The organism is Streptomyces sp. M92 (assembly GCF_028473745.1).
Taxonomy (GTDB): domain Bacteria; phylum Actinomycetota; class Actinomycetes; order Streptomycetales; family Streptomycetaceae; genus Streptomyces.
The window spans coordinates 355595-375081 of the sequence record NZ_CP101137.1; the positions used below are offsets into that span (position 1 = coordinate 355595).

General features: G+C 72.8%; 20 protein-coding genes and 1 riboswitch. Of the genes, 11 read left to right on the plus strand and 9 right to left on the minus strand.

Annotation, left to right across the window (positions count from 1 at the left end; translation table 11 throughout):
• Nucleotides 1-5 precede the first annotated feature (5 nt).
• The 4 genes from M6G08_RS01610 to M6G08_RS01625 all read left to right on the plus strand — a co-directional run bounded on the left by M6G08_RS01610 (nucleotide 6) and on the right by M6G08_RS01625 (nucleotide 5543).
• Nucleotides 6-830 carry an ATP-binding cassette domain-containing protein gene (locus tag M6G08_RS01610; RefSeq protein WP_272585394.1) on the plus strand — a complete coding sequence of 275 codons (825 nt, stop codon included), beginning with the start codon at nucleotides 6-8 and terminating at the stop codon, nucleotides 828-830.
• Nucleotides 802-2886, plus strand: a complete 2085-nt coding sequence (locus M6G08_RS01615) for a YhgE/Pip family protein (protein ID WP_272585395.1) — start codon at nucleotides 802-804, stop codon at nucleotides 2884-2886. Before M6G08_RS01610 ends, M6G08_RS01615 begins: the two co-directional genes overlap by 29 nt.
• A gap of 55 nt (nucleotides 2887-2941) precedes the next feature.
• On the plus strand, nucleotides 2942-3571 hold the full coding sequence (locus tag M6G08_RS01620) for a TetR/AcrR family transcriptional regulator (protein WP_073722010.1): 630 nt from the start codon (nucleotides 2942-2944) through the stop codon (nucleotides 3569-3571).
• Nucleotides 3572-4034: 463 nt separating this feature from the next.
• Complete coding sequence (locus tag M6G08_RS01625) at nucleotides 4035-5543, plus strand: phytoene desaturase family protein (RefSeq protein ID WP_272585396.1); 1509 nt, start codon at nucleotides 4035-4037, stop codon at nucleotides 5541-5543.
• Nucleotides 5544-5580: 37 nt separating this feature from the next.
• Here M6G08_RS01625 and M6G08_RS01630 read toward each other — a convergent pair whose 3' ends face one another.
• From M6G08_RS01630 to M6G08_RS01655, 6 genes are all read right to left on the minus strand, one after another.
• Nucleotides 5581-6609, minus strand: coding sequence for an SCO2102 family sporulation regulator (locus M6G08_RS01630; RefSeq protein ID WP_272585397.1), 1029 nt, complete (start codon nucleotides 6607-6609; stop codon nucleotides 5581-5583).
• Nucleotides 6610-6665: 56 nt separating this feature from the next.
• Nucleotides 6666-7589 carry a methylenetetrahydrofolate reductase [NAD(P)H] gene (gene metF, locus M6G08_RS01635; protein WP_272585398.1) on the minus strand — a complete coding sequence of 308 codons (924 nt, stop codon included), beginning with the start codon at nucleotides 7587-7589 and terminating at the stop codon, nucleotides 6666-6668.
• 148 nt (nucleotides 7590-7737) lie between these two features.
• Complete coding sequence (gene thiE, locus M6G08_RS01640; protein WP_272585399.1) at nucleotides 7738-8394, minus strand: thiamine phosphate synthase; 657 nt, start codon at nucleotides 8392-8394, stop codon at nucleotides 7738-7740.
• Between the two features lie 176 nt (nucleotides 8395-8570).
• Complete coding sequence (locus tag M6G08_RS01645; protein ID WP_272585400.1) at nucleotides 8571-8936, minus strand: Rv2175c family DNA-binding protein; 366 nt, start codon at nucleotides 8934-8936, stop codon at nucleotides 8571-8573.
• A gap of 41 nt (nucleotides 8937-8977) precedes the next feature.
• Nucleotides 8978-10234, minus strand: a complete 1257-nt coding sequence (locus M6G08_RS01650) for an NAD(P)/FAD-dependent oxidoreductase (protein ID WP_272585401.1) — start codon at nucleotides 10232-10234, stop codon at nucleotides 8978-8980.
• Between the two features lie 32 nt (nucleotides 10235-10266).
• Nucleotides 10267-10617, minus strand: coding sequence for an avidin-fold protein (locus tag M6G08_RS01655; protein ID WP_272585402.1), 351 nt, complete (start codon nucleotides 10615-10617; stop codon nucleotides 10267-10269).
• 52 nt (nucleotides 10618-10669) lie between these two features.
• Nucleotides 10670-10781: riboswitch (TPP riboswitch) on the plus strand.
• Between M6G08_RS01655 and thiO the strand changes: the two genes are divergently transcribed.
• The 5 genes from thiO to M6G08_RS01680 all read left to right on the plus strand — a co-directional run bounded on the left by thiO (nucleotide 10779) and on the right by M6G08_RS01680 (nucleotide 16145).
• Entirely contained in the window at nucleotides 10779-11987 is a 1209-nt protein-coding gene (thiO, locus tag M6G08_RS01660) for a glycine oxidase ThiO (protein WP_272585403.1), read from the plus strand. (Overlaps the previous riboswitch by 3 nt.)
• Nucleotides 11984-12184 (plus strand): sulfur carrier protein ThiS, encoded by a 201-nt coding sequence (gene thiS / locus M6G08_RS01665; RefSeq protein ID WP_272585404.1) that lies wholly within the window; start codon nucleotides 11984-11986, stop codon nucleotides 12182-12184. The genes thiO and thiS overlap by 4 nt, the downstream gene beginning before the upstream one ends.
• 2 nt (nucleotides 12185-12186) lie before the next feature.
• Nucleotides 12187-12984, plus strand: a complete 798-nt coding sequence (locus M6G08_RS01670; RefSeq protein WP_272585405.1) for a thiazole synthase — start codon at nucleotides 12187-12189, stop codon at nucleotides 12982-12984.
• A gap of 227 nt (nucleotides 12985-13211) precedes the next feature.
• A complete protein-coding gene (gene pknB / locus M6G08_RS01675; protein ID WP_272585406.1) occupies nucleotides 13212-15182 on the plus strand; it encodes a Stk1 family PASTA domain-containing Ser/Thr kinase in 1971 nt (656 codons plus the stop codon).
• A gap of 60 nt (nucleotides 15183-15242) precedes the next feature.
• The gene (locus tag M6G08_RS01680) at nucleotides 15243-16145 is read left to right on the plus strand and encodes a deoxyribonuclease IV (RefSeq protein WP_272585407.1); all 903 of its coding nucleotides are present in this window, start codon (nucleotides 15243-15245) and stop codon (nucleotides 16143-16145) included.
• A 19-nt stretch (nucleotides 16146-16164) separates the two neighbouring features.
• Here the strand turns inward: M6G08_RS01680 and M6G08_RS01685 are convergent, their stop codons facing one another.
• Nucleotides 16165-16812 (minus strand): sulfite oxidase-like oxidoreductase, encoded by a 648-nt coding sequence (locus M6G08_RS01685; protein ID WP_272585408.1) that lies wholly within the window; start codon nucleotides 16810-16812, stop codon nucleotides 16165-16167.
• A 182-nt stretch (nucleotides 16813-16994) separates the two neighbouring features.
• Here M6G08_RS01685 and bfr point away from each other — a divergent pair, with 182 nt between their 5' ends.
• Nucleotides 16995-17498 (plus strand): bacterioferritin, encoded by a 504-nt coding sequence (gene bfr / locus M6G08_RS01690; protein ID WP_019327969.1) that lies wholly within the window; start codon nucleotides 16995-16997, stop codon nucleotides 17496-17498.
• On the opposite strand, the gene M6G08_RS01695 is transcribed toward bfr, so the two are convergent.
• Together M6G08_RS01695 and M6G08_RS01700 are read right to left on the minus strand one after the other, a co-directional pair.
• Nucleotides 17499-17732: a (2Fe-2S)-binding protein gene (locus M6G08_RS01695; protein ID WP_272591226.1), complete on the minus strand. Its 234-nt coding sequence runs from the start codon at nucleotides 17730-17732 to the stop codon at nucleotides 17499-17501.
• A 167-nt stretch (nucleotides 17733-17899) separates the two neighbouring features.
• Complete coding sequence (locus M6G08_RS01700; RefSeq protein WP_272585409.1) at nucleotides 17900-19252, minus strand: class II 3-deoxy-7-phosphoheptulonate synthase; 1353 nt, start codon at nucleotides 19250-19252, stop codon at nucleotides 17900-17902.
• Between the two features lie 105 nt (nucleotides 19253-19357).
• Here M6G08_RS01700 and M6G08_RS35950 point away from each other — a divergent pair, with 105 nt between their 5' ends.
• On the plus strand, nucleotides 19358-19414 hold the full coding sequence (locus M6G08_RS35950; RefSeq protein ID WP_073723848.1) for a trp operon leader peptide: 57 nt from the start codon (nucleotides 19358-19360) through the stop codon (nucleotides 19412-19414).
• Nucleotides 19415-19487: the final 73 nt, after the last annotated feature.

The following is a 19487-nucleotide window of genomic DNA, read 5'->3' on the forward strand; positions in this document are numbered from 1 at the left end:
GCGGCGTGGACGGTCCGCACGGGCTCGCGGTGGAGGCCCGCGACTTCGGGCTGAGGGGACCACGCGGCTGGGTGTTCCGCGGCGTCCGCGTCGAGGCGGAGCCCGGCTCGCTGATCGCGGTGGAGGGGCCGTCCGGGTCGGGCCGCACCTGCCTGCTGCTCGCGCTCACCGGGCGGATGAGGCCGACCGACGGCACGGCGGTCGTGGGCGGGCTGCGGCTGCCCCGGCAGATGTCCGCCCTGCGCCGGACCAGCGCCCTCGCGCACGTACCGGGTGTCACCGATCTGGAGCCGTCTCTGACCGTCGCCGAGCACCTGCGCGAGCGGGCGCTGCTGCAGCGCCGCTTCGGCGACTCGGTGCGCGGCCTGCTGCTCCCGCGCGCGGAGCGGGCGGCGAAGGCACGGCTCCTGACCGACGCGGCCCTGGAGGCGGCCGGGCTCGACCTGGAGACGCTGCCCAAGGGACCCCGCACCGCCGTACGGGACCTGGAGCGCACGGAGGCACTGCGGCTGTCGATCGCCCTCGCGTTGATCGGCCGCCCCCGGCTGCTCGGTGTCGACGACGCCGATCTCAAGCTGTCGGCCGCCGAGCGGGACGAGATCTGGTCCCTGCTGGTGTCGATCGCCGCGTCGGGCACGACGGTCGTCGCGGTGTGCAGCGAGGCACCCGCGGACGCGGTGACCGTCTTCACCGGCCCGGACACCGAGCCGGACGCCGACACCGAGGCGGACGACACCGAGTCGGACGGCCCCGGAACCGACGGCGACGCCGCCGACGACGACACGACGAAGGAGGACGCCGATGCGCTCGCCGAAGCTGGCCGCGCTTGAGCTCAGGCGCTTCGGGCGCGGCCGGCTGCCGCGGGCCGCGCTGGTGGCGCTGCTGTTGCTGCCCCTGCTCTACGGCGCCCTGTACCTGTGGTCGTTCTGGGACCCGTACGGACGCCTGGACCGCATCCCCGTGGCGCTGGTCAACGACGACCGGGGAGCCACCGCTGACGGCCGCAGGCTCACGGCGGGCGACGACATCACCGCGGGGCTGCGCGAGAGCGAGGTCTTCGACTGGCACGAGGTGAGCGCCGCCGAGGCCCGGCGGGGCGTGGAGGACGGCACCTACTACCTGTCGCTCACCATGCCCGCGGACTTCAGCCGCCGCATCGCCTCCAGCGCGGGCGACTCGCCCGAGACCGGTGCTCTCCAGGTCCGTACGAACGACGCCAACAACTACATCGTCGGGCAGATCTCCCGGACCGTCTTCGCCGAGGTGCGCGAGGCGGCGTCCAGCAAGGCGTCGCGGTCGTTCCTCGACCGGATCTTCATCTCCTTCTCCGACATCCACGGCGAGACCGTGAGGGCGGCCAAGGGCGCGGACGAGCTCAAGGGCGGCATCGGCAAGGCGGAGAAGGGCGCCCAGGACCTCGCCGACGGGCTGAAGGACGCCGAGGACGGCAGCGGCGACCTGTCCAAGGGCCTGAAGAAGCTCGACACCAAGGCGGGCGAGCTGGAGAAGGGCGCCAAGCGGGTCGCGGACGGCACCGAGAAGCTCGCCGAGAAGGTCAACGGCGCGGCCGGCCGGGTGGGCCCCTTCCTGGAGGACAACGAGAAGACCATCGGCGAGACCGCCCGGTTCGTCGCCGACTCCTCCGGCGCGCTCCGCGAGAACCTGGACGCCCTGGTCGAGAAGGCCCCCGCGGCGGCGAAGGACGCCCGCGCGGAGGCCGACACGCTGGCCGAGGTGTACCGGACGCGCTGCGAGGACCCGGCGCTCCCCGACGCCGCCTGCCCCGACCTCGGGAAGGGCAGGGACGCGGCGGCGGCCGTGGCGACGGTCGCCGAAGACGTCAGCGGCCTGGTCACCGACCGCGAGGAGGAGCTGAAGAAGCTCGACGCGAACCTGTCCGCCCTCGAGAAGCAGGCCCAGGCCCTCGCCGAGCGCGCCCCGAACCTCTCCGAGGACCTCGACGACGCCGTCAAGAAGGTCAACGACCTGAACACGGGCGCGGGGAAGGTCGCCGACGGCGCCGAGAAGATCCACAAGGGCATCGGCACCGCCAAGACCGGCGCCAAGGACCTGGACGAGGGCGTCGGCAAGCTCCGCACCGGTGCCGACGACCTGAACGGCGGCATGTTCAAGCTGGCCGACGGCTCCGAGAAACTCGCCGGCGGCCTGCACGACGGGGCCGGGCGGATCCCCGACTACGACGAGAAGGAGCGCGACGAGCGCACCGGTGTGATGGCGGACCCGGTCCGGCTGGCCTCCGAGTCCCTGCACCGGGCGCCGAACTACGGCACCGGTTTCGCCCCGTACTTCATCCCGCTGTCCCTGTGGGTGGGTGCCATGGTGGCGTACATGCTGATCCCGCCGATGAACCGGCGGGCGCTCGCCGCGGGGGCGTCGGCCTGGCGGATCGCCCTGGCGGGCTGGCTGCCGGTGGTGACGCTCGGGGTGCTCCAGACGGCGGCCCTGATGTCCGTGCTGCACTGGGCGGTCGGGCTGCAGATGGCCCGGGCGACCGGGACGGTGGGCTTCCTGTTCCTGGTGACGGCGTGCTTCGCGGCGATCGTGCAGTGGCTGAACGCGCGCTTCGGGGCGGCGGGCCGCATCCTGGTGCTCGCGCTGCTGATGCTGCAGCTGACGTCCGCGGGCGGCACGTACCCCGTGCAGACCAGTCCGGGCTTCTTCAACGCGCTGCACCCCTTCCTGCCGATGAGCTACGTCGTCGAGGCCCTCAGGAGGCTCATCACGGGCGGCGGTCTCGAACCGGTGTGGCACGCGTGCGTGGTGCTCGCCGCGTTCACCGCGGCGGCCCTCGCGCTGACCGCCCTGTCGGCCCGCCGCCGGCAGGTGTGGACCGTCGACCGGCTGCACCCGGAGCTGACCCTGTGATCCCGGCGGGCCCTGCGGTGACGTACCGGGGGCGGGTGCTGTGACAATCGGGACCATGGAAAGCAGCAGCGCCACCTCGCACGGCAGCGGCCGCCGCGAGGCCACCCGGCAGAAGCTCTACGAGGCGGCCGTCACCCTCATCGCCGAGCAGGGCTTCTCCGCCACCACCGTGGACGAGATCGCCGAACGCGCCGGGGTCGCGAAGGGCACGGTGTACTACAACTTCGCCAGCAAGTCCGTCCTCTTCGAGGAGCTGCTGCGGCACGGTGTCGGTCTGCTGACCGCATCGCTGCGGGAGGCGGCCGAGCAGGCGGCGCGCGAGGGCCGGAGCCGGGTCGACGCCCTGGACGCGATGATCCGCGCGGGGCTCGTCTTCATCGACCGCTATCCGGCCTTCACCCAGCTGTACGTGGCCGAGCTGTGGCGCACCAACCGGGCGTGGCAGTCCACCCTGCTGGTGGTCCGCCAGGAGGCCGTCGCGGTGGTGGAGGGTGTGCTGCGCGACGGCGTGGCGGGCGGGGAGTTCAGTGACGAGATCGACGTGCCGCTGACCGCGGCCGCCCTGGTCGGCATGGTCCTGGTGGCCGCGCTGGACTGGAAGTCGTTCCAGCCGGAGCGTTCCCTGGACGACGTGCACTCGGCCCTGTCCCGGCTGCTCCAGGGGCGGGTGAGCGGCCGGCCCTGAGGCGCCGCGCACGAAGAGCGCCGGTCCGTGACGGCCGCGTCCCCCGCGGGCCGCCCTCGGACCGGCGCCTTCTCGTACTCCCCCGTACGTCCCCCCGCAGGAACCCCCGTTCTCGGTCGTTCCCCCGGGCTCCCCCGTGCCTCGCTCCCGCCGACCGCGGCCGGCGGAAGGAGCGGATCGCGGGCCCGGCTCCGTTCCGGCACCCCGTGTCGCCGGTGCCGGAGCCGTGCCCCTCTCCGTGCCCCCACTCTCTCGTTCACGCGGGTCGGCACCCATCCGCGCGCGTACTCATCTGAGGCAGTAGGTACAAGTACTCAGGCCTGCGCACGCCGGCTCATCACGGCGGCCGGCCGGGCACGCCCGCGCCCGTCGCGGTACTCAGCTCCGGCCCGGCACCCGTCGTCGCCGCGGGCCGCGGCCCCTCGGACCGGGATTGTCGGTGGCGGCGGATAAAGTCGTCGGCATGGCACGGATTGCGGTGATCGGCGCCGGGATGGGCGCCATGGCGGCCGCCGCCCGGCTGGCCGTCGCGGGCCACCGGGTGGCGGTGTACGAGCGGACGGCGACGTACGGCGGGGCGCTGCGCCGCTTCGAGCGGGACGGGTTCTCCTTCGACACCGGCCCCGGTCTGCTGCCGCTGCCCGCGGTCTGGCGCGATCTGTTCGTCAAGACCGGCAAGGAGCCGCTGGAGTCCTGCGTCGACCTGGTCCAGGTCGACCCGTCCGCACGCCACGTGTTCGCGGACGGCACGGACGTCTCCCTGCCGAACGCCTCGCGGGCCGGCGTCCTCGCGGCCCTGGACGCCGCGCTCGGCCCGGACGCCGGGCGGCGTTGGGGCGACTTCCTGGTGCGGGCCCGGGAGACCTGGGACCGCACCCGCCGTCCGCTCCTGGAGGAGCCGCTCTGGCCGAACTGGGAGGTGCTGGCCGAGCGCGAGCCCTACCCCGCGGTCCCGCACAAGCGGCTGCTGCGCACCCGCCGGGCCGGCACGCTCGCCGAGGTCGGCGCCTGGGAGCTGCGGGACGCGCGGCTGGCCGCCCTGCTGGAGAGCCACGCCCTCGCCCACGGCCTGGACCCACGGACCGCACCGGCCAACACCGCGGTGCTGCCGTACATGGAGTACGCGTTCGGCATGTGGTACGTGCGCGGCGGCGGTCTGCGGGAGCTGGCGCGGGCGGTGTACGAGCGGTGTCTGGCCCGCCGCGTCGAGTTCCGCTTCGGTGCCGAGGTCACCGGAGTCGTCGAGAAGGACGGCCGGGTGGCGGGCGTGGAGCTGGCCGAAGGCGGCGTGGCGGAGGCGGAGTTCGTGGTCGCCGGGGTGGCGCCCGGGGTGCTGGACCGCCTGTGCGGGGGATCATCGGCGCGGGGTGACGGGGAGGTGCCGGCGCAGCGCGGCGGGGCGAGCCGGCTGACGGTGCTGCTGGCGCTGCGGGGTGGCCGCCCGGAGGGGACGGCGCACCGGACGGTGGTGCACGCGCCCGACCGCGAGGCCGAGTTGGAGGCGCTGTTCGGCACCACGCCCGGTATGGCCGCGCGGCCGACGGTCACCGTCCTGCGGCCGGACGATCCGGGGCTGGTGCCGGACTCGGACCACGAGGCGGTCACCGTGACCTCGGTGGTGCCGGCGGGCAGTGGGGCGGACGCGGGCGGACACCAGGAGCACGCCGAGCGCCTCGTCCAGGCCGCCGAGCGTGCGATACCGGACCTGCGCGACCGTCTCCTGTGGCACGAGGTGCGTACCCCGGCCGACGTGGCGGCGGCCACCGGGGTGGCGGACGGCGCGGTGCCGGTGCCGGCCCTGGCGGGTGCCGGCGGGCGCCTGCTGCACCCGGCGAACAGCACGCGCACCGAGGGGCTGTTCACGGTCGGCGGCTGGTCGCACCCCGGCGGCGGTCTGCCGCACGCGGGCATGTCGGGTGCGCTGGTCGCCGGACTCGTCGTGGAGGGACCGGAGTTCCGGGGCTCCCAGTGAGCGGCCGGCGCCCGGTCGCCGGGCGCCGGAGGCACCGTCAGAAGCGGTACTGCTCGTCGTAGCCCTGGCTCTGCCCCTGCGGTCGGCCGTCGCCCTGGTACGGGTACGTCTGCTCCGGCGGGAGTTCACCGCCGTAGGGGTCGTCGGTGCTGCGCTGCTGCGGCACCCAGACTCCGCCGGCCGGGGTCTCGCCGCCGTAGCCGCCGGTCGTGCCGGTGGCGTACGGGTCCTGCCCGTAGTCCTGCCGGCCGTACTGCTGCCCGTCCGACGTGTCGTAGCCGCCGGTGTCGTACGGCGCCCCGTCGTAGGTGTGGGTGCCGATGTACGGGTCGGAGTAGGCGGCGTACTGCTGCTGGCCGCCGGTGTCGTAGCCGTACCCCTGCTGGGTGCTGCCCGGGTAGTCGTAGGCGTAGGAGGGGTCGGCGCCGTGCACGGCGGCGGCCGGGGTCTGCTGGTCGGGTCCGTAACCCGTGTCGCCGTACACGCCGTAGGAACCGGTGTCGTCCGGCACGGGCAGCGGCTCGTAGACGGCCGTGGTCTCCGCCGCGCCCGGGTCGGCGGGGCGGGCCGGGGTGAAGACGTCGTCGCGGTCGTAGTCGTCGCGGTCGTAGTCGTCGTGGCCGTAGTCGTCGTGGCCGTACGAGGGGCCGCCGTCGCCCTGCGCTTGGTCGTCGTAGGTGTCACGCTCGTCGTACGCGTCACGGTCGCCGTAGGCCTCGTGGCCGGAGCCGGTCGCCTCGAGGCCGGAGACCTCCAACGTCGGTTCCTGGCGGCCGCGTTCCGGACGGGCGCGCCTGCCGACCAGGCTCACCGGGGCGTTGACCGCCCAGCCGGCCTCGAAGCCGCGGCGGAAGGACAGCGTCACGTAGGTCTGGCCGACCGCGAAGGCGGCGGCGCCGAGACCGATGACGATCACGTCGGACAACAGCACACCGGCGACGACGCCGACGAAGCCACCGAAGGCGAGCAGCCGCCAGCGCAGCCGCGCCTTGTACTGCAGCAGCACCTCACCGAGCAGCCACAGCGCGACGACGCCGAACGCGATGTAGAGGACCGTCCAGCCCATGTACGCCCCTCTCCCAGTGGCCGCAAGGCAGTGTGTCGTAAGTATGTGCGGCCGGTCTAGGCCCGCGGTGGGTGGTGCAGGCCCAGGTTCTCGTAGATTTCCAACGTCGCCGTGGAGTTGTTGAGCGTGATGAAGTGCAGTCCGGGGACACCCTCGGCCAGCAGCCGCGCGCAGAACTCCGTGGCGAAGTCGATCCCGATCGAGCGTACAGCCGCCGGATCGTCCTTGGCCGCGAGGATCCGCTCTTTCAGCTCGGCCGGGAACGAGGCGTTGCTGAGCTTTGGCAACCTCTCCAGCATCTTCACACTGGTCACCGGCATGATTTCCGGAATGACCGGGGTGTCGCAGCCGGCCGCGGCGACGCGGTCGCGCAGGCGCAGGTACGACTCGGGCTGGAAGAACATCTGGGTGATCGCGTAGTCGGCGCCGGCCCGGCACTTGTCGACGAAGTGCGTCACGTCCGCGTCCCAGTCGGCGGAGCGCGGGTGCATCTCCGGGAAGGCCGCGACGCCGACGCAGAAGTCGCCGGACTCCTTGATGAGTTCGACGAGTTCGGCCGCGTAGGTCAGGCCCTCGGGGTGCGGGACCCATTCGCCCATCGGGTCGCCGGGCGGGTCGCCGCGCACGGCCAGCATGTTGCGGATCCCGGCGTCGGCGTACTGGCCGATGATGTTGCGCAGCTCCGCGATGGAGTGGTTGACCGCCGTGAGGTGGGCGACGGGGGTCAGGGTGGTGTCGGCGACGATCTGCTGGGTCTCCTTGACCGTGCCCGCGCGCGTGGAGCCGCCGGCGCCGTAGGTGACGGAGACGAAGTCCGGGGCGACCGCCTCGACCCGCCTCAGCGCGCTCCACAGGTTCTTCTCGCCCTTGGGCGTCTTCGGCGCCGAGAACTCGAACGAGTACGTCGTCTTGCCGGTGGCGAGGATGTCCCGCACGGTGCGTGCGCGATCAGTCCTGGTGGATGCGGTTCCTAGGGCCATACGGGCAGGTTAGCCAGGGGGTGGCGGCCACCCAACCGGATGCGGGATATTTGTCCGCATTGTCGAGTTGTTTGTCCACCCTTTGGACACATGCCCCCGGCACCCGCCGCGGCCCGCGCCCCGCCCGCGCCGGGGACCCGGTCCGCGCCTACGCCTCCCGCAGCCGCTCGGCGAACTCGGCCGCCGCCGCGCCCGGGTCGTCCGCCGCGGTGATCGCCCGTACGACGACGACGCGGCGGGCACCGGCCTCCAGCACCTCGCCGAGGTTGCCGAGGTCGATGCCGCCGATGGCGAACCAGGGGCGGTCGGTGCCCAGGGACGCGGTGTACCGGACCAGGTCGAGGCCGGGTGCGTGGCGGCCGGGCTTGGTGGGGGTCGGCCAGCACGGGCCGGTGCAGAAGTAGTCCACGCCGTCCTGGACGGCCGCGGCGGCGGCCTCGGACTCGGCGTGGGTGGAGCGGCCGACGAGCACGTCGTCGCCGAGGATCGCGCGGGCGGCGGGCACCGGGAGGTCGCCCTGCCCGAGGTGCAGTACGTCGGCGCGGACGGCGTGAGCGACGTCCGCCCGGTCGTTGACCGCGAGGAGCTTGCCGTGGCGGGCGCAGGCGTCGGCGAGGACCTTCAGGTGCTCCAGCTCCTCGGCCGCCTCCATGCCCTTGTCGCGCAGCTGCACGATGTCGACGCCGCCGGCCAGCACCGCGTCGAGGAACTCGGGCAGGTCGCCCTGGTCGCGGCGGGCGTCCGTGCACAGGTAGAGCCGGGCGTCGGCGAGCCGGGCGCGTGCGGTCGCGGCGGTGTCGGGCATGCGGGTGTCCCCCCAGGTGTGCGGTGTGCGGCCCGCGGTGGGCCGCACACCTCGGCTAACGGGCTGCGGCGCGCCCACGCGGCCCTCGGACGGAGGATCGCGGGGTGCGCCGCCCCAAGGTACGACGCGACGGTGCCGCCGCCGTGGGGCGGACCCCCGCCGCCCCGGGGATCAGGTCAGACGGCGAGCGCCTGGGCGCGGCGCTTCACCTCCGTGCCGCGGTTCTCGCTCAGCGCCTGTGCGGGGGTGCCGGGCAGGGAGTCGTCGGGCGTGAAGAGCCACTCCAGCATCTCCTCGGCCGTGAAGCCGTCGTCCCGCAGCAGCGTCAGGGTGCCGACCAGGCCCTTGACGACCCTGTCCCCGTCGATGAAGGCCGCCGGGATGTGCAGTGCGCGGTTCTCGCCGCGGCGTACGGCGATGAGCTGGCCTTCCTTGATCAGCTGGCGCACGCGGGTCACCTCGACGCCGAGCATCTCGGCGATGTCGGGAACGGTGAGCCAGGCAGGCACGAGAGCATCGATCTTTGCGTCAATCTCGGTCACGCCTCAAGCCTGCCATCTGGCACTGACAGTCGGAAACCGGACTACGCCGTGGCCGCCTTCAGCGGCTGGGCCGGGTCGGCCAGCAACCGCGGGTCCATCGCCGTGCCCGCCTGGATCAGTCTCCTGCCCTGCGCCAGGTCCCGGGGGCGGCCCACCGCCAGCAGGGCGACCAGGCGGTCCTCCCGCAGCCAGCAGACCGTCCAGGCGGCGGACGCCGGGTCGCCGCGCCACAGGGTCGTGTCGGCGGCCGTGTGGTGACCGGCGTACTGCACGAAGCGGCCGAACTGCTCGGACCAGAAGTACGGCACCGGGTCGTAGGGCTCGGGGAGCTCGCCGGCGGCGGCGACGATGTCGGCGGCGACCGTGCGCGGGCCCTGGAGGGCGTTGTCCCAGTGGTGCACCATCAGCCGCTCCCCGTAGCGGCCGGAGGGGAAGGACGCGCAGTCGCCGACCGCGTACACGTCCGCGGCGGACGTGCGCAGGCGGTCGTCGGCCAGGACCTCGCCGTGCGCGCCGAGGGCGATTCCGGAGCCGGCCAGCCAGGCGGTGGCGGGCCGGGCGCCGATGCCGACGACGACCGCGTCGGCGGGCAGCCGCGAACCGTCGTCCAGGACCACCACGTGACCGGGCTCCCCGGAGCCTTCGCCGGGCTCGACGCGCCGCACGCGCGCGTGGGTGCGCAGGACGGCGCCGGCTTCCGCGTACCACCGCGTCATCGGGGCGGCGACCTCGGCGGGCAGTGCGCCGGCCAGCGGCCGGTCGGCGGCCTCCACCACGGTCACCGCGCAGCCCGCCTCCCGCGCGGCGGTCGCGAACTCGGCGCCGATCCAGCCCGCGCCGACGACCACGATGTCGTGCTGCCGCGCGAGCAGCGGGCGCAGCCGTTCGGCGTCGTCCAGGGTGCGCAGCAGGTGTACCCCGGACACGCCCTCGGTGTCGGGCAGCCGCAACGGTTCCGCGCCGGTCGCCAGGACCAGGCGGTCGTACGGCACGGGTCCCTCGGACGTGTCGAGGACGTGCTCGTCGGGGCGGACGCCCAGGGCCTCGCAGCCGAGCCGCAAAGTAATCCGGAGCGCCTCGAAGTCGATGTCGAAGGCGGAGCCCTCGGCGGTCCCGAGCAGGACGGCCTTGGACAGCGGGGGACGGTCGTAGGGCTGGTGCGGCTCGGCGCCGATCAGCGTGACGGGGCCGGTGAAGCCCTGCTCACGCAGGGCGACCGCGGTCTGCACGCCCGCCATGCCCGCGCCCACGACGACCACGCGGCGCTCCGGGGCCCGCTCCCGCGTCTGCTCGCTCACCTGATCACCTTAGACATCCCGCGCGCCGCCGGTCAGTGCCCGTGCGCGGTGACCTGCTCCACAACGCTGGTCCCGCTGCCCCGCTGCGACTCCCACTCCCAGGTCTCGTCCAGCCGCACCCGCCCGTCCGGCAGTTCCACGACGGTCGACACGCAGTGCCCCGACGACGTGCTGCCGTCGGTCTTGAGCTGCACGTACCGGAAGTCCAGGCGGTCGCCCTCCCGGGTGCCCACCAGGTGGCCGCGCAGGACGTCACCGCCCGCGTACTCGGCCCACACGGCGCCGTCCTGCTCGTGGTAGGTGAATCGGGTGCGCGTGCCCACCTGACCGGGCGCCTGGTCGGCGACGGGGGCGAGGACGAGACCGTCCAGTGAACGGGCCACGGGCTGAGGCTCCCTTACGAGTGCGATGTGCTGCGGGCTAGGGTGGCCAACGTAAGGCACTCGCGGGAGCCCGGACGCACCGGGCTGAGAGGGAGGCTGGCGGCCTCCGACCGTACGAACCTGATCCGGGTCATGCCGGCGAAGGGAGGGGCTGGACGCCCATGTCGTCACCACCGCACACGTCGTCCCGTACACCCGACGTCCTCGTCGTCGGGGGTGGGATCATCGGCCTGGTCACGGCGTGGCGGGCCGCGCAGCGCGGGCTCGCCACGGCCCTGGTGGACCCCGAACCGGGCGGTGGCGCCGCCCAGGTGGCGGCCGGGATGCTGGCCGCCGTCACGGAACTGCACTACGGCGAGGAGACGCTGCTCGCGCTGAACCTCGCATCGGCCCGCCGCTATCCGGAGTTCGCGGCCGAGCTGGCGGACGTCACGGGACACGACCTCGGTTACCGCCGCTGCGGCACCCTCGCCGTGGCGCTGGACGCCGACGACCGCGCCCACCTGCGGGAACTGCACGCGCTCCAGCAGCGTTCCGGCCTGGAGTCCGAGTGGCTGTCGGGGCGTGAGTGCCGGCGCCTGGAGCCGATGCTCGCGCCGGGCGTGCGCGGCGGGCTCCGGGTGGACGGCGACCACCAGATCGACCCGCGGCGCCTGGCCGCCGCGCTGGTCGCCGCCTGCGAACGCGCGGGCGTGGTCCTCCACCGGGTCTGGGCCGACCGGCTCACCGTCGGGCACGGCGGCGAGCGGGCCACGGGGATCGTCACCGCCGACGGCACCGTGTTGGAGGCGGGGCAGGTGGTGCTGGCGGGCGGCAGCCTGAGCGGACGGCTTGGGGGCGTGCCCCAGGACGTACTGCCGCCGGTACGGCCGGTGAAGGGGCAGGTGCTGCGGCTGACGATGCCGCGGGCGCACGGGCCGCTGCTGAGCCGGACGGTGCGCGCCGTGGTGCGCGGCAACGCCGTCTACCTGGTGCCCCGCGAGAGCGGCGAGCTGGTCGTCGGCGCCACCAGCGAGGAGCTGGGCTGGGACACGACGGTCACCGCGGGCGGCGTCTACGAGCTGCTGCGCGACGCCCACGAGCTGGTCCCCGGCATCACCGAGCTGCCCCTGACGGAGGCCCGGGCGGGCCTGCGCCCAGGCTCCCCGGACAACGCACCGCTGCTCGGTCCGACCGGTCTGGACGGCCTGCTGCTGGCCACCGGGCACTACCGCAACGGCGTGCTGCTGACTCCCGTCACCGGCGACGTCATGGCGCACGCCCTGACCACCGGGGAGCTTCCCGAGGAGGGCCGTCCCTTCACGCCCCGCCGCTTCGGCGCCGCCCCCGCTCTTTCTCCACTCCCGCGACTCTCGGAGCAGTCCGCATGAACATCTCCGTCAACGGCGAGCCGCGCGAGGTGGCTCCCGGCACGGCCCTGGACGCCCTGGTGCGCACGCTCACCACCGCGCCGTCCGGGGTGGCCGCCGCCCTCAACGAGACCGTCGTCCCGCGCGCGCGGTGGGCCGCCACCGCGCTGGCCGACGGCGACCGCGTCGAAGTCCTCACCGCCGTCCAAGGAGGCTGACCATGGCCGACGATCCCTTCGTCCTCGGCGGTACGTCCTACGGGTCCCGCCTGATCATGGGTACGGGCGGGGCCCCCAGCCTCGACGTCCTGGAGCGGGCGCTGGTGGCGTCCGGTACGGAACTGACGACCGTCGCGATGCGGCGGGTTAACGCCTCGGTGCACGGGTCGGTGCTGTCGGTGCTGGAGAGGCTCGGCATCCGGGTGCTGCCGAACACGGCCGGCTGCTTCACCGCCGGGGAGGCCGTGCTCACCGCGCGGCTCGCGCGCGAAGCGCTCGGCACCGACCTGGTGAAGCTGGAGGTCATCGCCGACGAACGCACCCTGCTGCCGGACCCGATCGAGCTGCTGGACGCGGCGGAGACGCTGGTCGACGACGGCTTCACGGTGCTGCCGTACACCAACGACGACCCGGTCCTCGCGCGGAAGCTGGAGGACGTCGGGTGTGCGGCGGTGATGCCGCTCGGGTCGCCGATCGGGTCGGGGATGGGTATCCGCAACCCGCACAACTTCGAGCTGATCGTGGAGCACGCGCGCGTGCCGGTGATCCTGGACGCGGGGGCCGGTACGGCGTCGGACGTGGCGCTGGCGATGGAGCTGGGGTGTGCGGGGGTGATGCTGGCGTCGGCGGTCACGCGGGCACAGGAACCGGTGCTGATGGCGGAGGGGATGCGGTTCGCCGTGGAGGCGGGGCGCTGCGCGCGGCGGGCGGGGCGGATTCCGCGGCGGCGGTTCGCCGAGGCGTCGTCTCCTGCGGAGGGCTTGGCGGTGTTCGATCCGGAGCGGCCCGCTTTCCAGTGAGCCTGCGCTGTCCTGACGTCTTGGTCTCCCACCCGCGCACCACCCGTTTCCAGTCGGGCGAGAGGTGGGCCCTGCCCGTGGGAGTGCATCGCCGTCGGCGGCTCACCGTTCATGGTCGTCGTCCGGAACGGCGCTCGTGCGTGGGAAGCGTCACAGGTGCGCTGCAGTACCGGGGCCGATCGGCGACAGCGGCGCCGGGTGTCCGTGGTGGCTCGTAGACTCGCTGCGTGGACACGACCCTCCAGGACCCTCTCGTCGGGCAGGTGCTCGACGGCCGGTACCGCGTAGAGGCGCGGATCGCGGTCGGCGGGATGGCCACGGTCTACCGGGCCGTGGACACCCGCCTGGACCGCGTGCTCGCGCTGAAGGTGATGCACCCGACGCTCGCGACCGACGCCACCTTCGTGGAGCGCTTCATCCGCGAGGCGAAGTCGGTGGCCCGGCTGGACCATCCCAATGTCGTACAGGTGTTCGACCAGGGGGCCGAGGGAGCGTACGTCTACCTGGCGATGGAGTACATCGCCGGTTGCACCCTGCGTGACGTGCTGCGCGAGCGCGGGGCGCTCGGGCCGCGGGCCGCGCTGGACATCCTGGAGCCGGTGCTGGCCGCGCTGGGCGCCGCGCACCGGGCCGGTTTCGTGCACCGGGACATGAAGCCGGAGAACGTGCTGATAGGGGACGACGGCCGGGTCAAGGTCGCCGACTTCGGACTGGTCCGGGCCGTGGACACGGTCACCAACACCACCGGCGCCGTCCTCGGCACCGTCTCCTACCTGGCGCCCGAGCAGATCGAGCAGGGCACGGCCGACCCCCGGGTCGACGTGTACGCGTGCGGCGTCGTGCTGTACGAGATGCTGACCGGCGGAAAGCCGCACGAGGGCGACTCCCCGGCCCAGATCCTCTACAAGCACCTGCACGAGGACGTGCCACCGCCGTCGGCCGCGGTGCCGGACATGGCGTACGAGCTGGACGAGCTGGTCGCCTCGGCGACCGCGCGCAACCCCGAGATCCGGCCGCACGACGCCGTGGCGCTGCTCGCGCGGACCCGTGAGGCCCGGGCCGCGCTCACCCAGGAGCAGCTGGACGCGGTGCCGCCGCAGGCGCTCCCCGGTGAGCACGACAACGCGGAGGACCGCACGAGCGTGATCCCCCGCGCGCTGACGATGCCCCGGCCGCTGCCCGTCAACGAGGACGAGGGCGACGGCACGGACGGCGCCTTCCCCGCGCACGACGCCTCCTCGTCGGACGGGGTGCACCGCACCAGCCGGCTGACCGCTCCCCCGCCGACCCCGCCCCACAGCCGGCGGCCCCGGCTTCGACGCGGTCCGCTGGCGGTCGTCGTGGCCGTCCTGCTGGTGCTCGGCGTCGGCACGGGCGTCTGGTACATCAACTCCGGCCAGTTCACGAAGGTGCCGGCGCTGCTGTCCAAGACCGAGGCGCAGGCCCGGGACCGGCTGGCGGACGCCGGGCTGGACGTCGGGAAGGTCGACCACGCCTACAGCGACACCGTCGAGCGCGGCAAGGTCATCAGCACCGACCCGGGTGTGGGCACCCGCATCCGCAAGAACGACTCGGTGTCGCTCACGGTCTCCGACGGCCCCGAGACCGTGAAGCTGCCGGACGTCCAGGGCTACAAGCTGGACCGGGCGCGGACCGTACTGAAGGACGAGGGGCTGGAGCCGGGCATGGTGACCCGGGCGTTCAGCGAGGAGGTGCCGAGGGGCTTCGTGATCTCCACGAAGCCGAAGACGGGCACCACGGTGCGCGCGGGCTCCGCGGTCGCGCTGGTCGTCAGCAAGGGCAGCCCGATCGACGTCCCGGACGTCACCGGCGACGACCTGGCCGGCGCGCGGGCCGAGCTGACCGAGGCCGGGCTGAAGGTGAAGGTCGCCGACGAGCAGGTGAACTCGGAGTACGACAGGGGCCGGGTCGCCCGCCAGACGCCGGGTTCGGGCAGCCGGGCGGCCGAGGGCGACACGGTGACCCTCACGGTCTCCAAGGGCCCCGAGATGATCGAGGTCCCGGACGTGGTCGGCGACAGCGTGGACGACGCCAAGCGGAAGCTGAGGGACGCGGGCTTCGAGGTGGACGAGGACCGCGGGCTGCTCGGGCTGTTCGGCGACACCGTGAAGGAGCAGTCCGTGGAGGGCGGGGACACCGCACCCAAGGGGTCCACCATCAAGATCACCATCAGGTGACGGCGTCGAGTGACGGCACTCACGGTCCGGGGGCGCGACCAGTCATGACACCCTGAACGGGTGAACAGCCAACGGTCCGCCGCCTCCCTCTCCCCCGCCCCCGCGCTCCCCCGCAACCCCGTCGGCGGTCACGTCCCCGTGGCCGGCGGCCTGCACTCGGTCGGCCTGTCCTACGCCCGTGACCTGAAGGCGGAGACTGTGCAGGTCTTCGTCGCCAACCCGCGCGGCTGGGCCACGCCGGCCGGCAACCCGAAGCAGGACGAGGCGTTCCGGGAGGCCTGCGCGGCCGGGTCGATCCCGGCGTACGTGCACGCTCCGTACCTGATCAACTTCGGTTCGCACACCGAGGCGACGGTGGAGCGGTCGGTCGAGTCGCTGCGGCACTCGCTGCGGCGCGGGCGGGCGATCGGGGCGCTCGGCGTGGTCGTGCACACGGGCAGCGCGACCGGCGGCCGGGACCGGTCGGTGGCCCTGAAGCAGGTGCGGGAGCACATGCTGCCGCTGCTCGACGAGCTGACCCACGACGACGACCCGTACCTGCTGCTGGAGTCGACGGCGGGCCAGGGCGCGTCCCTGTGCTCGCGGACCTGGGACTTCGGACCGTACTTCGAGGCGCTGGACTCCCACCCGAAGCTGGGCGTGTGCCTGGACACCTGCCACATCTTCGCGGCCGGGCACGACCTGACCGGGCCGTCCGGCATGCACCAGACCCTGGACCTGCTGGTGGACACGGTCGGCGAGGGCCGGCTGAGGCTGATCCACGCCAACGACTCCAAGGACGTGGCCGGCGCCCACAAGGACCGGCACGAGAACATCGGCGCCGGACACATCGGCGAGGACCCGTTCCGGGCGCTGATGACCCACCCGGCGACCGAGGGCGTGCCGCTGGTCATCGAGACCCCGGGCGGCAAGGAGGGGCACGCGGCGGACGTGGAGCGGCTGAAGAAGCTGCGCGACGCCTGACCCCGGAGGGGCCGGCCGGTCAGAGCCCGGGGCCGTCCCCCGGTTCCTCCTGGTAGGAGTAGCGCTGCTCCTTCCAGGGGTCGCCGATGTTGTGGTAGCCGCGCTCCTCCCAGAAGCCGCGGCGGTCTGCGGTCATGTACTCGATGCCGCGGACCCACTTCGGGCCCTTCCAGGCGTACAGGTGCGGCACGACCAGCCGCAGCGGGAAGCCGTGCTCGGCGGTGAGCAGCTCGCCGTCCTTGTGGGTGGCGAAGAGGGTGCGCTCCGCGGCGAAGTCGGACAGCCGGAGGTTGGAGCTGAAGCCGTACTCGGCCCACACCATCACATGGGTGACGGCCGGCGCGGGCGGCGCCAGGTCCAGGATCGTGGCCGCCGGGACGCCGCCCCACTCGGAGCCGAGCATGCTGAACTTGGTGACGCAGTGCAGGTCGGCGACGACCGTGGTGTACGGCAGGGCGGTGAACTCGTCGTGGGTCCAGCCGTGCTTCTCACCGTCGGCGGTGGTTCCGAAGACCCGGAACTCCCAGCGCTCGGGGCGGAACTTGGGGACCGGCCCGTAGTGCGTGACCGGCCAGCCGCGCTGCAGTCGCTGTCCCGGCGGGAGCTCGAACCGCGGCGCTCCTCGCGAACCGCCTTCTCCCGATCCGTCTTCCACCGGCTGACCCATGCCTCCATCCTGACAGACCCGGACCGATGCCCCGGACCCACCCCACTTACATTCGGGTAATCAGCAACAAAATGGACTAAGCCTGTACTTACTTACTAAGTCTAGACTTACTGGACGATCTTGGAAGCCGGTGCAATCATGCGGCGCAACACGCCAGTTCCCGTTCGAAGGAGCGTCAAGCGATGCAGGGCGACCCCGAGGTCATCGAGTTCCTGAATGAGCAGCTCACCGCCGAGCTCACGGCGATCAACCAGTACTTCCTGCACGCGAAGCTGCAGGACCACAAGGGCTGGACCAAGCTCGCGAAGTACACGCGCGCGGAGTCCTTCGACGAGATGCGCCACGCCGAGGTGCTCACCGACCGCATCCTGCTCCTGGACGGCCTGCCGAACTACCAGCGGCTCTTCCACGTGCGGGTCGGCCAGAGCGTGACCGAGATGTTCCAGGCCGACCGGGAGATCGAGGTCGAGGCCATCGACCGGCTGCGCCGGGGCGTCGAGGTGATGCGGGCCAAGAACGACATCACGTCGGCGAACGTCTTCGAGGCGATCCTCGCCGACGAGGAGCACCACATCGACTACCTGGACACCCAGCTGGAGCTGATCGAGAAGCTGGGCGAGTCGCTGTACCTGTCCACGGTGATCGAGCAGTCCCAGCCGGACGCGTCCGGCCCCGGCTCGCTGTAGTCAGGCGGCTTCGGGAAGCTCCGTGAGGACCGGCTGCCCCTGGTCGGCCAGCTGACGGCGGGGGCAGGCGCCCCGGCCGAGCAGCGCCTGGATACGGCGTACGCAGCCGCCGCAGTCGGTGCCGGCCTTGCAGGCGGAGGCGATCTGCCGGGGCGTGCAGGCGCCGGCTGCCGCGTGGCTCTTCACCTGTTCCTCGGTGACACCGAAGCAGCTGCAGACGAACACGCGGTTCACCTCCCGGGCGGGGTACAAGATCGTGCCGTACCGACGACGACCGGAAGGCTCGCTGATCGGTGAGGCAAACCTAACCTTACCCATCACGCAAGATCGACAAAAGGGAAGGGGGCGCGGATCGTGTGTGACCCGCGCCCCATTCACCGGCCCCGGCGGGGGGCCGTCCGTCACTGGTCCCGGTACATCTCCGCCACCAGGAACGCCAGGTCGAGCGACTGGCTGCGGTTGAGCCGCGGGTCGCATGCCGTCTCGTAGCGCTGGTGCAGGTCGTCGACGAAGATCTCGTCGCCGCCGCCCACGCACTCGGTGACGTCGTCGCCGGTCAGCTCCACGTGGATGCCGCCCGGGTGGGTGCCGAGCGCCTTGTGGACCTCGAAGAAGCCCTTGACCTCGTCGAGCACGTCGTCGAAGCGGCGGGTCTTGTGCCCGGAGGCCGCCTCGTAGGTGTTGCCGTGCATCGGGTCCGTGATCCAGGCGACGGTCGCGCCCGAGGCGGTGACCTTCTCCACCAGCTCCGGGAGCTTGTCGCGGATCTTGTCCGCGCCCATCCGGACGATGAAGGTCAGCCGGCCCGGCTCGCGCTCCGGGTCCAGGCGCTCGATGTACTGCAGCGCCTCCTCGGCCGTCGTCGTCGGGCCGAGCTTGATGCCGATCGGGTTGCGGATGCGCGAGGCGAACTCGATGTGCGCGTGGTCCAGCTGCCGGGTGCGCTCGCCGATCCACACCATGTGCCCGGAGACGTCGTACAGCTGCCCCGTGCGCGAGTCCACGCGGGTGAGCGCCGACTCGTAGTCGAGCAGCAGCGCCTCGTGCGAGGAGAAGAACTCGACGGTCTTGAACTCCTCCGGGTCCGTTCCGCAGGCGTGCATGAAGTTCAGCGCCTGGTCGATCTCCCGGGCGAGCTGCTCGTAGCGCTGGCCGGACGGGGACGACTTCACGAAGTCCTGGTTCCAGGCGTGCACCTGGCGCAGGTCGGCGTAACCGCCGGTGGTGAAGGCGCGCACCAGGTTCAGCGTGGACGCCGACGCGTGGTACATGCGCTTGAGCCGCTCGGGGTCCGGGACGCGGGCCTCTTCGGTGAAGTCGAAGCCGTTGACGGAGTCGCCGCGGTAGGTCGGCAGGGTCACGCCGTCGCGCGTCTCGGTCGGCTTGGAGCGCGGCTTGGAGTACTGGCCGGCGATCCGGCCCACCTTCACCACGGGCACGGAGGCGGCGTACGTCAGCACGGCGCCCATCTGGAGGAGGGTCTTGAGCTTGTTGCGGATGTGGTCCGCGGACACCGCGTCGAAGGCCTCGGCGCAGTCGCCGCCCTGGAGGAGGAACGCCTCTCCCTTGGCGACGGCCGCCATCCGGGCGCGCAGCTGGTCGCACTCGCCCGCGAAGACGAGCGGCGGATACGACTCGAGGTCCGCGATCACTGCGCGCAGAGCCTCGGTGTCGGGGTACTCGGGCTGCTGCGCCGCGGGCAGGTCTCGCCAGGTGTTGCCAGCGCTCGGGCTGGTCTTAGCGTTCACGGTCACGGCCCCAACATTACGGGGTCGGACCGGAGCCCCCGCCCCGTGCCCAGGGAATGAGACGCACGGAATGCTCCGTGGACACCGGGTCTGTGGGGTACGCTGCGCCGTATGTTCGCGCATTCGACCCAGACCTGGTGGTGGACCGCTCATCCGGCGGCCCACTGACTGCGCGTACGCAGGACTTCGCGAAGGCCGCCCGAGGGGCGGCCTTCGGCGTTTGTGCGACCGGGTCCGTTCC

Excerpts from the sequence above, each read along its gene's own strand:
- M6G08_RS01685 (WP_272585408.1), bottom strand. The coding sequence starts at position 16,812 with ATGGGTCAGCCGGTGGAAGACGGATCGGGAGAAGGCGGTTCGCGAGGA.
- M6G08_RS01615 (WP_272585395.1), top strand. The coding sequence starts at position 802 with ATGCGCTCGCCGAAGCTGGCCGCGCTTGAGCTCAGGCGCTTCGGGCGC.
- M6G08_RS01670 (WP_272585405.1), top strand. The coding sequence starts at position 12,187 with ATGGCCGACGATCCCTTCGTCCTCGGCGGTACGTCCTACGGGTCCCGC.
- M6G08_RS01630 (WP_272585397.1), bottom strand. The coding sequence starts at position 6,609 with ATGGGCTGGACGGTCCTCTACATCGCGTTCGGCGTCGTCGCGCTGTGG.
- metF (WP_272585398.1), bottom strand. The coding sequence starts at position 7,589 with ATGGCCCTAGGAACCGCATCCACCAGGACTGATCGCGCACGCACCGTG.
- thiO (WP_272585403.1), top strand. The coding sequence starts at position 10,779 with ATGTCGTCACCACCGCACACGTCGTCCCGTACACCCGACGTCCTCGTC.
- bfr (WP_019327969.1), top strand. The coding sequence starts at position 16,995 with ATGCAGGGCGACCCCGAGGTCATCGAGTTCCTGAATGAGCAGCTCACC.
- thiS (WP_272585404.1), top strand. The coding sequence starts at position 11,984 with ATGAACATCTCCGTCAACGGCGAGCCGCGCGAGGTGGCTCCCGGCACG.
- M6G08_RS01620 (WP_073722010.1), top strand. The coding sequence starts at position 2,942 with ATGGAAAGCAGCAGCGCCACCTCGCACGGCAGCGGCCGCCGCGAGGCC.
- thiE (WP_272585399.1), bottom strand. The coding sequence starts at position 8,394 with ATGCCCGACACCGCCGCGACCGCACGCGCCCGGCTCGCCGACGCCCGG.
- M6G08_RS01625 (WP_272585396.1), top strand. The coding sequence starts at position 4,035 with ATGGCACGGATTGCGGTGATCGGCGCCGGGATGGGCGCCATGGCGGCC.